Below are 12,883 nucleotides of genomic sequence, written 5' to 3'. Positions count from 1 at the left end.
TCAACTTCCACAGCAGGATAAGCACAGGTAGGCGGCATGCCGCGACTCACAACGAGTGTATTACCGCCTCGGTAACCCCCGCCGGTGATCCCGAAGTTGAGTAGTAGGCGACACCCTCGAAGGGTGACCAGAGACGATCAAGAACAAGAGGCGGCTGCGGACGCCGTTGCTCGCGACTGGATCAGGGAATCCGGCGCGAGCGTGTCGCAGACCCTCGCGCGATGGGCCGAGGGAAGGCTCGCCGAGCTGCCCGCAGGCCAGGGATGGGACGTCGTCCGTATGGACCGGCCGCACGGGTGGCGCACCGTGCAAGCCCTACGCAACGCGGGCGCCGAGATCGGGCCCGTGCTGCACAACGCCGACCACGTAGACGTGTTCGTGCCGGCCGGCTCGGTTGAGGATTGGGACCAGGAGGGCGCAAGGGTCGTCGCCGCAGGCGCGATGCTGCACGTACCGCCGCCCGCCGTCGTCGCCCCGCACACGCTGAATGCCCGCTCGTGGATCGTTCCTCCGAGCGCAGCACATACGGACGGTACGGCGCTGTACGAGGCGTTCGCGACCGCCAGCGCGAGCATGGCCATGGACGGTCGCCGATGACCGCCGAGACTACGGTCGCCGAGGTCGTGCCACTCTGTACCCTCGCGACGGTCAACGTGCGCACGTGGATAGACCAGACAGACGCGGGCGAGCCGGTTCCCTGCCTGATGCTCACGTACCCGGCGCCGCAGTTCGACGAGGTCGACCCGGCCGCCGTCGAGGGCACCATGCGGCAAGTGGTGCAGTCGCTCGGCGCCGTACTCGCCGGCGAGTCGGTACCCGACGTTGGCGTGCGGCTGACGATCAGTGGCGGCGTGGCGCTGCTGTGGTTCCTGGAGACCGGCTACGCGCTCAAGGTCCAGCACCCCAGATGGGTGCGCGGACTCAAGGAGTGTGGCGGCGCGCTGCTCGTGGTCGGGCTCGACGAGTTGTCGCAAGTCGCGTCGGTTGCCGAGGTTGACGAGTATCGGGCGAACGCCCGTGCAGGCGGCCGTCTGTATCTCGCCCTCGCTCAACTCGGCCGCCCCCTGGGGGGTGCCTCGTGAAGGCGGCGCCGGCGCGGCCGGACGTCGTTCCGTTCATCGCGGTGTGGAGCGGCGAGCAGAAGCACCGGCGGACGGTCGTGTACTCGGGGCACGGCGGGATCGCGTACGCCGACGAGGCGCCCGAGGACCGTGACCAACACGGCGTGCTGTGGGACGCCCGCGCCGAGGGGCGGGGCACCGGGCGCCCGCAGTACGGCAACGTGCACCCGACCCGGCAGCGGGTCGCGATGCAGTACCTCTTGTGTCAGGTGTGCGGGAAGCCGGCCGACAGGGACGACCGCGGGGTGCTGTGGCTGATCGAGAACAACCGCGGCGACTGGAAGGGGTGGCCCGAGGGGCAGATGACAACGCACCCGCCGGTCTGCCTGCCGTGCGCCGGTCAGGCCGTCGAGATGTGCCCGCACCTGATCGACAGCAGCGTCGCCGTTCGCGTCCGTGACAGCGAGGCGTGCGCGGTGTACGGGCGTATGTGGTCGTCGTCGGCGTTCGGTGCCCCGGTGCGGACCGCGAACGCCGAGGTCGTCTCATACGGCACGACGGCTGCGCGATGGGTGCTTGCCGGGCAGCTCGTGCGATCCCTGCACCGCTGCACGCTCGTCGACCTGCAGCACGAACTCGGGACCCGCCGATAGGGCAGGGGCGCCGAGTCTCCGCACGCTGCTCGCCGTGCTCTTGCCGTTCTTCGGCAACACCCCGGCCGCCGCCCGGCGGCGCAGTCCCGTTCTCGAACCGAGGTATGGATCATGACTGCTCACCCCGTTTCACCGAACACCGTGCTTGCGAACGCGCTCAGCTCGGCCGAGGACATCCTCGCGCCCCGCATACGAACCATGTCCCCGTCGCAGGTGACGTTCGTGGTCGGGACACAGATCAACGGCGTACCGCACCTCGGCACGTCCCTCGTACAGTCCCTCTCGTTCGCCGCCGCCGCTCGGGTCCGGCAACGCTTCGGCATCCCCGTCGACGTTCTGTTCGGTGCCCTCGACAACGCGCCGCACGAGGTCGTCACCGATCCCGCAACGGGGCACCGCTACCAGCGCGCCTACGTGCACGCGCTCGGCGAGACCGCCCTCGCCGACCAGGTCGACGAGTTGTACCGACCGCTGTTCGACGCCCTGTCCGATCGGCTGTCGATTCCGTACTCGATCGAGATGTACTCGCGGCAGCAGCAGACCGAGCAGTACCGGCGCACCTGGTTACGAGCGCACCGCCGCATCGACGCCGCCCGCTGGTGGCTCGACCCGGCGCACGGTGTACCGCACGTGCGAATCCCCTGCCCGACGCCGGGCTGCGGGTGGGCCGAAAAGTACGCCGAGCGGACCCGTATCCTGCTCGACGCCGATCACGCCGAGGTGCACGCGGTCTGCCTGCATCACGGGTCGTACGAGGTCGTCATCGCCCCGGACGGCGGCGGGTACCTCGACCTCGCGACGCTGTACCGGAACCTCGTCAAAGAGGTCGCCGCGGGCACCGACCGCGACCGCTTGAGCGTGATGGTGAAGGGCGGCGACTGGGTGTTCGGTTCGACCCTCGTCGACAACGCCTTGACCGCGATCGGTCTCGTCGGGGCGCAACTGCCGACCCGGCTGTTCTGCCCGCAGGTCGTCACGGACACCGGAGCGAAGCTCTCGAAGAGCCTCATTCGGGATGGCAAGGCGTCGTTGCCTGACGGTTCGGCACCCTGGATGCTCGACACGCGGATGTGGCCCGGCTCGTTGTCCGACTACGCCGATCGGCTGCTCGACATGGCCGACGTGCTGCTCGCCAACCCGCGGCATTTCTTCCGCGCGTACTCGGCCGGCGAACTCGGCCGCTTAATGTCCCAACCGACGAGGAGCGTCACCACCCCATGAGCAACACCCGGACCGCCCGCAGGCACGAGCTGAACCTGTACCGCCGGTACTTCGACCTCGTCGCCGCAGGCAGCAAGACGATCGAGGTACGAGTGCGATACCCGCACCTCGCCGACATGGCCACGGGCGACACGATCCGCTTCCGGATCAAGGGCACCGACGAAACGTGCGACGTGCTCGTGAAGCGGGTCACCGCATACGACGACTTCGAGGCGCTGCTCGACGGCGAGGGGCCGGCGAACGTGAACCCGACTGCGAGCCGCGAGCAGCAGCTCACGAACATCCGCAGCATCTACCCGCCCGAGAAAGAGGCGCTCGGCGCCCTCGCAATCGAGATCGGGCTGATCGGCGCATAGCGCCGCCGACGGACCGGGTGCCCGGCGGTCGACGCTTCCCCCGGCGTCCCGCCGGGCGCCCCTTCGTCAGGCTCGAACACGAATTCGAATACCATCGGGTTTGGCATATGCCCATGTCGGGGCAAGTTACTCGGGAGTTAGTTAGCGCTTGCTATCTGACGACCCCCCACAGCGGGCGCGATAGGCACCTCACGCGCGAGGCCCGTTCCGTCAAGAGCACGGAGTCGCGTCCTGACCGCCCCGGCTGCCCGTACAGTGGCGGCCGGGGCGGGCTCGTTCGAGGGAACGGGATCGCGTCAAAGTTCAAGGATCCGAGGGCAAGCGCCTTTCTTTAGTTTGGTCACGCGTGACCAGCAAAGACGCAGGTGAGCACATCGCTAGACCTCGCACACCTTCTAAGCGCTTGGCCGCAGGTTCGAGTCCTGCCGGGGGCGCTCCGCTCGTGCGGCGCTCACGCCCTCCCCCCGGGAGGGCGTTTCTGCTGCCCGGAAACGACCGGAATTCGCCCCGGGGGCCCGAAATTCCAGCCTTCGCCCCGCCCGCGCACGAGTCCCTCGCCCCTCACTCCCCGCCCCGGCGGTGCGGCCAGCCGGCCAGGCCGCTCCCCTCGGGGGCGCGGCGCGTCGCCTCGGCGACGGAGTCGTGGAAGGCGTAGAAGGAGTACAGGCCGCCGGCCTTGAACACTTTGAGTACGCGGCGGTCGGCGCAGGTGAGGACCAGGGACCCCGCGTGCGACCGGAGGCGCTTGGTGAGCGCGACGATCAGACCCAGACCCATGGAGTCCAGGAAGGTCACCTGGCACAGGTCCAGGACGCAGTGCCGGTGCCCGGCGTCGATGAGGCGGCCGACGGCCGCGCGGATCGCGCCGGAGGAGCAGATGTCGACCTCCCCGGTGACGGTGACGACGGTCCAGCCGTTCACCACGCGCACTTCGAGGGTGTCGTTCTCCGGGATGGGCTGTATGGGCGTCCGCACTCTTCGCTCTCTGCCTCTCTCGCCGTCCGCTATGCGACGCATGGCGGGTGTGCCATGTATGCCGCGTTGCATCCAGTAGACGGCTTTCGCGCACTCGGCCACAAGGGTGCGATTTTCAGATGGTGAGCGAGAGCCCCCGCGTCACCCGGGCCGCCGTCGCGAGCAGCCGCTGGGAGGCTTCCCGCAGCGCGGCCGGGCGGTCACGGTCCGCACGCAGGGAGACACCGAGCGACCCGAGGGTCTCCCCCTGGTAGACGGGCACCGCCACGCAGACGACCCCGAGGGAGTACTCCTCCAGGTCGGTGACGGCCGTGGCGTCGGGGAAGGCGTCGAGCCGCCGCAGCAGCTCCGTGCGGTGGGTGATCGTCCTGGGCGTGAGGTCCGCCAGCAAGTGCCGGGAGAGGTACTCCTGGCGCCCCTCGTCGTCCAGCTCGCGCAGCACGCACTTGCCCAGGGCGGTGGCGTGGCCCGCCTCCTCGAACCCCACCCACAGGTCGGCACGCGGCGCCCGGGGACCGTCCACGATCTCCGCCACGCGGATCTCGCCGTCCTCGTAGAAGGTGAGGTAGGCGGCGGCGGACAGGTCGTCGCGCAGGGAGCCGAGGGCCGGGCGGATCCGGCTGAGTCGGCTCTGCGTCCGGCTGCCGTCGTGCAGGGCGTCCAGCCGATCACCGAGGACGAAGGAGCCGTCGTCCAGTTTGCGCAGGTAGCCGTCGTGCACCAGGGTCCGCAGCAGGTGGTACGTGGTGGCCAGGGCCAGCCCCGTCTCCCGCGCCAGCAGTTTGGCCGGCGCGCCTCCTTCATGAGCCCCGACCGCCTCCATCAGCCGGAACGCCCGCTGCACGGAGGCGATGAGCGTGGGGCCTTCCTGTGCGCCCATACCTCCACCGTGGGGCTGACGGCCATGCACGGCAAGCGCACAGGGCGGGCCCACCCGCCCGGCACACCGCCGGGCCCGGCGACCACGAGGACCCGAGGTCGGAAGTCACCTGCTCAGACGGCCTCCCACAGGGCGGGGACGTTCGGCGGCTCCCAGCCCGGGTAGGCGGTGTGGCCCTGGATGCACCGGTAGCTGACACCGTTGTAGGTCACGACGTCACCGGGCGCGTACGTGACGCCCGGCTGCCAGCTGGTCCGGCCGCCACCGCCGGGCACGGTCAGGGTGTAGGTGGTGGTGTGAGTGGCCTCGCCGGTGCCGGTGATCACCACGGTGTACGTGCCGCCCGCCGTGCCCGCCGCGACCTGGACGGTGGCGGCCGAGGACTGGCCGGAGGTCACCGAGGCCGGGCTGAAGCCCACGCTGACGCCGGACGGGGCGCCCGAGGCCGACAGGCGCACGTTCTGCGCGGCTCCGCTGGTGGTGGCCGTGGAGACGGTCACCGTGGCGGAGGAACCGGGCTGGACCGTACCGGCGGCCGGGTTCGCGGAGATCGAGAAGTCGTCGCCGGGCACGGGGGTGTCACCGACGGCGGTCTTCCAGATCGTGTACGCGACCCCGTCCGCGCTGCGGTTCAGGGCGGTGGCGTCGATGTTGCCGGTGGTGTCGCACGCCGAGTGGTAGCAGGAGTCGTAGGAGCGGCCCGCGGTGCCGCCCCACTTGGCCGCCTCGGAGGCGGACTTCACCGCGTCGGCACCGGTGGCGTAGCCGGAGGTGGGGATGCCGACCTGCTGGAAGGAGTAGTCGTCGGAGCGGCCCTGGCCCTCTACGTTCTCCTGCGGGGCCAGGCCCAGCGAGTCCCAGTACGCCTTCATCGGGGCGGAGGCCGCCGAGTTCAGGTTGTTCACGAAGTAGCCGGCGTTGGTCGAGGCGACCATGTCGAAGTTGTAGTACGCCTTGATCCGGGCGCGGTCGGTCGCGGAGAGCGACCGGGCGTAGAAGTCGGAGCCGTTCAGTCCCTGCTCCTCGTCGGTCCACCAGGCGAACCTGACCCGGTTCTTCATGGCCGGGTCGGCCTGGGCCAGGGTCAGCGCGTTCTCCAGCAGCGTGGCGGAGCCGGAACCGTTGTCGTTGATGCCGGGGCCCGCGGACACGCTGTCGAGGTGGGCGCCGAACATGTAGACGGTGTTCGCGTCACCCTTGGGCCACTCGGCGATCAGGTTGTTGCCCGCGCCCGGCGTGCAGCCGGAGGTGCAGCTCTGCTCGGTGACCGTGTAACCGGCGGCCTGGAGCTTGCCCTTGACGTAGGCGAGCGAGGCGCGGTACCCGGCGGTGGTGGAGCGGCGGTTGCCGCCGTTCTGCGTGGCGATGGTGTTCAGCTGGGACAGGTGCGCCCGCACCTTGGCGACGTCGACGTCGGGCGGGGTGCCCGGACCGGTGCCGCCCCCGCCGACCGTGAGCGTGTACCGGGCGGTGTGGGTCTTGCCGCCGCCGCTGCCCGTGACGGTGATCGCGTACGTCCCGGCGGACACGGCGGCCGAGGTGGAGACCGTCATCGTGGAGCTGCTGCCGGAGGTGACCGTAGCCGGGCTGAAGGCGACGCTCACGCCCGCGGGGGCGCCGGAGGCGGTCAGGGAGACCTGCTGGGCGCTGCCGGCGACGGTGGTGGTGCCGACGGTGGCCCGCGCGGAGGCGCCGGCGTCAACGGTGCCCGCGGCCGGGTCGAGCGTCAGCGAGAAGTCGGACTGCTGCCCGGTGCAGGTCGGGTCGCCGGCCTGGGCGGGCACGCTGATCGCGTCCCAGGCCGCCTTGGTGGCGTTGTACAGGCCGCAGCTCGCGTCGAGGTTCTTCGCCGAGGTCAGCGTGGCGGTGCGGTAGCGCTTGTAGGTCATGCCGCTGGTCTTGAGCAGCATGCCGCCGTAGAAGATCTTGCCCGCGCTCTGTATGCCGACGCCGGTGACGGTGGAGTTGTCGCAGGTGGGGCTGGAGGGCTTGCCGCCGCCGGGGCTGGAGCCCTCGGCCAGCAGATAGAACCAGTGGTTGAGCGGCCCGGCCGCGGCGTGCTCCTCGGTGGAGGGGATCGACGCGGAGTAGCAGCGCGGGTCGTTGTTGACCCGGCTCGGGTCGTACATGTTGCGGATCGGGCCGCGGCCCTGGAGGTCGATCATCTCGCCGACGGTGTAGTCGGGGGTGTCGTACGGCGACGGCTCGTTCGCGTACGCCTCGGTCAGGGCGCCCATGATGTCGCCGGTCGCCTCGCCCAGTCCGCTCTCGTGGTTGTCGCCGCCGGGCGTGTTGGTGTCGAGGCCGTGGCCGAACTCGTGGCCGACCACGTCGATCCCGGCGATCCACTCGTTCGCGCTGTTGTGGCCGATGGAGACGGTGGAGCCGTCCCAGTAGGCGTTCAGGTCGTTGAGGCCCACCCGGACCGGCCAGCTGCCGCCGTTGCCGTCGTGGCCGTTGCGGCCCAGCCAGTTCTTGAGCATGTCCGATTCCTTCTGCGCCGCGAACATCGCGTCGACGCAGCCGGTCTCCTTGCTGGTGGGGTTGCCGGTGCCCCAGTTGTCCGTGGACTTGGTGAACACGCCGCCGTTGTAGTCCGAGCACTGCAGGCCGGGGCGGGTGGTGTCGCGCAGCGCGTAGCTGCTGCCCGAACGGGAGGTGTCGATGGTCAGCGGGTTGGGGCCGTTCCACTTGCTGGTGCCGGAACCCGCCCGTACGTCGTCGTAGGAGTCGACGACCTCGCCGGTGCGGGCGTCGACGAAGACGTGCAGCTTGCTGGGCGCACCCGCCCTGGTGCGTCCCGTCAGCACCGTCTCCCAGGCGAGCGTGGCGGTGTCGTTCCTGACCCGGACCACCAGGCGGCCCGGGGCGGCCTTCTCGACCTCGGCGAGCCGGGCGCGGCTGGTCCCGGCCGCCTGCGCCGCGGTGACCGTGGGCTCGGTGGGCACCGCGATCCTGGCGGTGGAGGCGGACTGGACGGCCCGGACCTTGCCGTTGCCGTCGGCCAGGACGACGGCGTCGCCGCCCACGACGGGCAGGCCCTCGTAGGTGCGCCGGTAGGCGACCGAGTACAGCCCCTTGACCCAGGGGGTGACCTGGTGGCGGTCGTACTGCTCGTGCGGGCCCTTGGCCAGGGTGTCGAGGCCGCTGCGCACCGCCTGGTCGGCGGCGGCCACGGCCTTGGCGGCGGGGGTCGGCTCCGGCTTGCCCGCCAGGGGCGCGGAAGCCGGCGCCGCCGCGGCGAGCGAGGCCGGCACCACCACCCCGAGGGTCACGGCCAGGGACACCCCGGCCACTGCCATCTTTCTCAGCATCTCGGCTCCTTGTGAGAGGTGTGCGGCCCTGCTCGGCCGCACGTGAGCTAGATCATGGACACGTCAATTCCATGCCCGTGCGGGCGCCCCGGTGTCTCCGCGTGGCCCGCGGCGGGTATGGCTGACGCTGACATGTCATGGTCTGGACCGGCCGAACCCTCACACCGGGCCGCCCCCGGGTCAACGGTTTCCGGGCCGCGGTCCAGACCTGTCAAAATCCGGCAAGCGCGCCGGCCGGGCGTCCACGCCACCCCGGCCCCGGGGAGCGGGGAACGGGAAGCGGCAGAGGCCGTGCGGTGCCCCCGGCTCCCTTCGCGGGCACGCGCTCGCCGGCTGCGCGACCGTCCGCGCGTCCGACTTCGTATCTGCCTGCGGGTCCGCCTTCGTGCCCACGTACGTGTCCGCGTACGGGTCTGCCTTCGTGTCCGCGTACGGGTCTGCCTTCGTGTCCGCGTACGCGTCTGCCTTCGTGCCCGCCTACGGTTCTGCCTTCGTGTCCGCCTCGGCCTCCAGCAGCCACTCGCGGTACTCCCTGACCTCCCGGACGTCGCCCCAGTCCCCGAGGAGCCGGGCGTGCAGCCCGCGCAGCTCGGCGTTGATCATCAGCTCGCGGGAGCCCACCGCCGCGCCCAGGACCGGCCCCGCCAGGGCCACCGCCGCCCCGGGATCGCCCGCACACGCCCAGGCGTCGGCGAGCCGCAGGGTGAGCAGCAGACGGGTGGAGCGCATCACCGCGGGCAGCCGGGCGCGCGACCGCTCGGTGGCCTCCACGGCGCGCCGGGCCGTGGCCCGGTCCCCGGTCACCGCGGCGAGGTCGCGCAGCGCGCCGCCGATCGCCGACTCCACCCGCATCTCCCCTTCGGCGCCCGCCATCCAGGACGCCTCCAGGAGGTCACGGTGACCGAGGCGGGCGAGCCCGCGGCGGGCCAGGGTGATGTGGCGACGGCACTCGGCGGCGTCGTGCCCGAGGGCGTACCCGCGGGCCTGGTACAGGTGCGAGAGGGTGGCGACCCACCGCCGCCGGCTGTCCACCGCGCCGATGGCCCGGGCGTACGCGAGCGTCGAGCCGGGGTCGTCGTCGAGCCTGACCAACGTGCACATGTCGCTGAGCAGCGTCGCCCGCGCCGGGGCGTCGTGGACGGCGTCCGCCCACCCCAGGCCGTGCCCGAACCACGCCATGCCGATGCTGCTCTGCCCCCGCTGCATCCGCAGGCGTCCGGCGACCTGTGCGTACTGGGCGGCGAGCCGCAACTGCCCGTACGGCAGCCGGCCCGTGGAGTTGACCGCCTCGGCCCAGCCGACCACCGCCCGCAGCAGCCGCTCCACGAGGACCACGCCGCCCGCGGTGGTCCGATGGTGCGCCTCCCGGATCAGGCAGGCCAGCACGGCGGTGAGGGCGTGCAGCAGGTCCGCCTCGGCGACCGGGCCAAGCGCCGCGCCCCCACCCGCACCTCGACCGGCAGTCGCGCCGCCGAGGCGCACGCCGCCCCCGCCCGCACCGCCGCCGCCACCGCCCCGGTCAGGACGCGTACCCGCGCCGGCGCCGGCCCCAGCCCCGCCCCCGGCCCCGGCTCGGGCCCCGGCTGCGGCGCCTCCCGGGCCCACCGCCACCGCCAGACCCGCCAGGCCTGCCCGGCCCGCCATGTCCGTGATGCCCGCAACACCCGCAATGCCCGCGCCGCCTGTCGTGAGGGCGGAGCCGCCCGGCGGCCGGCCGGGCAGCCCCGCCAGAAGGGCCGGTAACTCACCCTGCCCGGGCACCACGCAGCCCGCCGTGCCGTGCAGCGGGCACGCGAGTCCCTCGGCGGGCAGCTCCGGGGGCCACAGCCGTGGGTCCCACGCCTCCCCGCCGTCGGCGGCGTCCATCCCGGGCATGGCGCCGAACAGCTTCCGGTCCAGCGGCGGACGACTGCGCGCGGGCGGCGCCTCGCGCGGCGCGGCGACGATCGCGGCCAGCTCGCCCCCGGTCTCCAGGACGGCGTCGAGCCGGCGCACCAGGCCGGCTGGCGGCTCCCGCAACCCGCTCTCCAGCTTGCTGATGAGGGTGTGGTGGTAGCCCACCCGCAGGCCGAGTTGCAGCTGGGTGAGCCCGGCCTGCCTTCGCCGGGACCGCAACCGCCGCCCGAACTCCCCCCACACCTGAGCTGCTTCGACGGACATGGCCCCTCCCGGACGAGGCTCACGCCTCCAGCCGTGTGACACCCGGACTTCGCCTCCCCGCTACCGCACAGCACAGGGGAGCGGCTGCCGCCCCGTCAATCGGGTTGGCCGAACAGCAGTCGAATTGGTCTCTACCAGAGTCCCGCTACCCCACTACCGTCCTGCCGGACCTTGCTCGGCGCCGCACCGGGTCCGCGCGCCGACCCCTCGGGTCATCATCGTTCAAAAAGGGTGATCTAGGGAGATACGCCGTGACCCGGGCGCAGCGGTCGCGTTGAACGGGAAGTGCGGTCGCGCGACCTGCTGCCGCACTCATCGAGCACGTTAGGAGAACGTGATGTCTCGCATCGCGAAAGCGGCTGCCGTCGCCCTCGGTACGGGTGCCGTGGTGATCAGCGGAGCCGGTCTCGCCATGGCGGACGCCGGCGCCGAGGGGGCGGCTGTCGGCTCGCCCGGCGTCGTGTCCGGCAACACGATCCAGGTCCCGGTCAGCATCCCGGTCAACCTGTGCGGGAACACCATCGACGTGGTCGGCCTCCTCGACCCGGCCTTCGGCGACACCTGCGCCAACGTCGGCCACCACGGCGAGGGTGACGACGAGCCGGGCGGCTACGGCGGCTGACGTCCCGGCTGCCGCAGCGGCCGGCGTCGTCCGCCCAGGGCACGCCGTACGTGCGGGATCCAGATCCACAGGGTCCTGCAGCATTCGGGCCCCCAGGCTCCGCGCAGCATCCACAGGAGAGCCCCGGCACCTCGAGCGCCGGGGCTCTCCCCTGTGCCGGAGCGCGCCCGAGGCCGGGCGCGGTCCGGGGGTCAGGCGTACCGGTAGATGTGGCTCACGTCCTCCAGTGAGTCCGGCGTGACGTCCCAGGGCGGCAGTTTCTCGTGCCGGGCGACGACCCGTCCGTACTGCTCGTCACCTGGCCCCGGAGGGGACGCGGGCAGGTAGCGGGCGCCCCGGTGGCGGCTCTGCCAGCGCGACCACTGAAGGTCGAGGAAGGCGTGGTGGAGCCAGAAGACCGGGTCGTTCACGGAGGCGGCACCGAGCATCGCGCCCCCGATCCAGCGGTGCACCCGGTTGTGGTTGCGCCAGGAAACGCTGCCCCGGCCGGTGCCCCACCCCTCCAGCTTGTTGCGGAACCCCCTGGTGACCGTCGAGTCCCAGGGCGCGGCGTCGTAGACGGGGTCCTTCAGCGCCCACTCCAGCTCGTTCCTGGTGGGCAGTTGGATCGGTTCGCGCGAGCGACCCAGGTCCCGGGTGAGGAACTGCCCGTCGGTCACGCCCTCCTTGAGCGTCCAGCCACCGTGCGCGTACGCGAACGGACCGGTCGTCACCCGGCGGTCGGAACGCCGCCCGTCGCCGCCCATGAGGTCGGCGCTCCAGGGCGCCGAGGTGACCGTGCGCTCGCGCGTCCAGTCCCAGTAGGGCACGGCCACCGAGGAGTCCACCCGGCGCAGCGCCCGTTCCAGCTCCAGCAGGAACTTGCGGTGCCAGGGCAGGAAGGAGGGCGCCATGTGGGCCGGCCGCAGACCGTTCTCGCCGTCCGCGGTGAAGTACGCGACGTGCGTGCGCACGAAGTCGTCGTACTCGCCCCGCCGCTTGATCTCCAGCAGCGCGTCCACGAACCGCCGCTTCTCGGTGCGCGTGAGCCGGGTGACGTTCTTACGCGTGTACGCCGCCACCGTGCGCCCCCCTCGTGAACGAGCCGTCAAAGGGACCCTCGTCCGGGCCGCCGGACGAGCCGTCGGACGAGCCGTCGGACGAGCCCTCGTACGGGCCGCCGACCGGCCCCGGGGCCAGGTCGCGTAGCCGCCGGCCGGGGCCCATCTCGTCGACGGCGCCGCGGGCCGCCTCCAGGGGCGTGCGGTACGAGCCGTAGTGGTCGACCATGCTGAGCCAGGTGCCGTCGGCGCGGCGCATCAGGTGCAGCGGGCGGCCGTCCACCGTGACGTACCACAGGCCGGTTCCGCCGGCGCCGCGCTGCGGGGTCCACACGCCCCGGATGCGACGGCCGCGGTAGGTCTCCTCGAAGGCGGTGCCGACCGGCCCGCTCCACGGACCGCTGTGCGGGTCGGCCGCGGGGTGCGGGGGCCGGGAGGCGCCGACCACCGGGGCCATCGCGACGGCGGCGGCGCAGGCGAGCAGCCGCCGGGTCGTCTCGCGCCGCGTTTCGCCTCCGGCCCCTTCCGTACTTCCCGCTCCTTCGGTACCCCCCGCATCACCGCTGTCCCTGCCGCTGTCACTGCCGTAGCCGAAGCCCAT

General features: G+C 72.0%; 12 protein-coding genes. 6 read left to right on the top strand and 6 right to left on the bottom strand.

Annotated features, from left to right (window positions below; translation table 11 throughout):
- Nucleotides 1-123 precede the first annotated feature (123 nt).
- The 5 genes from ACFC02_RS06135 to ACFC02_RS06115 all read left to right on the top strand — a co-directional run bounded on the left by ACFC02_RS06135 (nucleotide 124) and on the right by ACFC02_RS06115 (nucleotide 3,291).
- The gene (locus ACFC02_RS06135) at nucleotides 124-597 is read left to right on the top strand and encodes a hypothetical protein (RefSeq protein WP_376352869.1); all 474 of its coding nucleotides are present in this window, start codon (nucleotides 124-126) and stop codon (nucleotides 595-597) included.
- On the top strand, nucleotides 594-1,082 hold the full coding sequence (locus ACFC02_RS06130) for a hypothetical protein (RefSeq protein WP_376352866.1): 489 nt from the start codon (nucleotides 594-596) through the stop codon (nucleotides 1,080-1,082). The genes ACFC02_RS06135 and ACFC02_RS06130 overlap by 4 nt, the downstream gene beginning before the upstream one ends.
- The gene (locus ACFC02_RS06125) at nucleotides 1,079-1,714 is read left to right on the top strand and encodes a hypothetical protein (RefSeq protein WP_376352863.1); all 636 of its coding nucleotides are present in this window, start codon (nucleotides 1,079-1,081) and stop codon (nucleotides 1,712-1,714) included. Before ACFC02_RS06130 ends, ACFC02_RS06125 begins: the two co-directional genes overlap by 4 nt.
- A 111-nt stretch (nucleotides 1,715-1,825) precedes the next feature.
- Nucleotides 1,826-2,935, top strand: coding sequence for a hypothetical protein (locus ACFC02_RS06120; protein WP_376352861.1), 1,110 nt, complete (start codon nucleotides 1,826-1,828; stop codon nucleotides 2,933-2,935).
- Entirely contained in the window at nucleotides 2,932-3,291 is a 360-nt protein-coding gene (locus tag ACFC02_RS06115; RefSeq protein WP_376352858.1) for an ASCH domain-containing protein, read from the top strand. Before ACFC02_RS06120 ends, ACFC02_RS06115 begins: the two co-directional genes overlap by 4 nt.
- Before the next feature lie 561 nt (nucleotides 3,292-3,852).
- Here ACFC02_RS06115 and ACFC02_RS06110 read toward each other — a convergent pair.
- The 4 genes from ACFC02_RS06110 to ACFC02_RS06095 form a co-directional block, all read right to left on the bottom strand.
- Entirely contained in the window at nucleotides 3,853-4,266 is a 414-nt protein-coding gene (locus ACFC02_RS06110; RefSeq protein WP_376352855.1) for an STAS domain-containing protein, read from the bottom strand.
- A 115-nt stretch (nucleotides 4,267-4,381) separates the two neighbouring features.
- Nucleotides 4,382-5,146 carry an IclR family transcriptional regulator gene (locus tag ACFC02_RS06105; protein ID WP_376352852.1) on the bottom strand — a complete coding sequence of 255 codons (765 nt, stop codon included), beginning with the start codon at nucleotides 5,144-5,146 and terminating at the stop codon, nucleotides 4,382-4,384.
- 113 nt (nucleotides 5,147-5,259) lie between these two features.
- Nucleotides 5,260-8,460, bottom strand: a complete 3,201-nt coding sequence (locus ACFC02_RS06100) for a M28 family peptidase (RefSeq protein ID WP_376352849.1) — start codon at nucleotides 8,458-8,460, stop codon at nucleotides 5,260-5,262.
- A 477-nt stretch (nucleotides 8,461-8,937) separates the two neighbouring features.
- Complete coding sequence (locus tag ACFC02_RS06095; RefSeq protein ID WP_376352846.1) at nucleotides 8,938-10,620, bottom strand: helix-turn-helix domain-containing protein; 1,683 nt, start codon at nucleotides 10,618-10,620, stop codon at nucleotides 8,938-8,940.
- A 337-nt stretch (nucleotides 10,621-10,957) separates the two neighbouring features.
- Here ACFC02_RS06095 and ACFC02_RS06090 point away from each other — a divergent pair, with 337 nt between their 5' ends.
- Nucleotides 10,958-11,242: a chaplin gene (locus tag ACFC02_RS06090; RefSeq protein WP_376352844.1), complete on the top strand. Its 285-nt coding sequence runs from the start codon at nucleotides 10,958-10,960 to the stop codon at nucleotides 11,240-11,242.
- A gap of 191 nt (nucleotides 11,243-11,433) precedes the next feature.
- On the opposite strand, the gene ACFC02_RS06085 is transcribed toward ACFC02_RS06090, so the two are convergent.
- Nucleotides 11,434-12,303, bottom strand: a complete 870-nt coding sequence (locus tag ACFC02_RS06085; RefSeq protein ID WP_376352841.1) for a tyrosinase family protein — start codon at nucleotides 12,301-12,303, stop codon at nucleotides 11,434-11,436.
- A complete protein-coding gene (locus ACFC02_RS06080) occupies nucleotides 12,284-12,883 on the bottom strand; it encodes a tyrosinase family oxidase copper chaperone (RefSeq protein WP_376352838.1) in 600 nt (199 codons plus the stop codon). The genes ACFC02_RS06085 and ACFC02_RS06080 overlap by 20 nt, the downstream gene beginning before the upstream one ends.

Source organism: Streptomyces sp. NPDC056160 (assembly GCF_042268205.1).
Lineage (GTDB): Bacteria > Actinomycetota > Actinomycetes > Streptomycetales > Streptomycetaceae > Streptomyces.
Note: the sequence above shows the minus strand (reverse complement) of the source record. Positions and strands in the feature narration are given on the sequence as shown.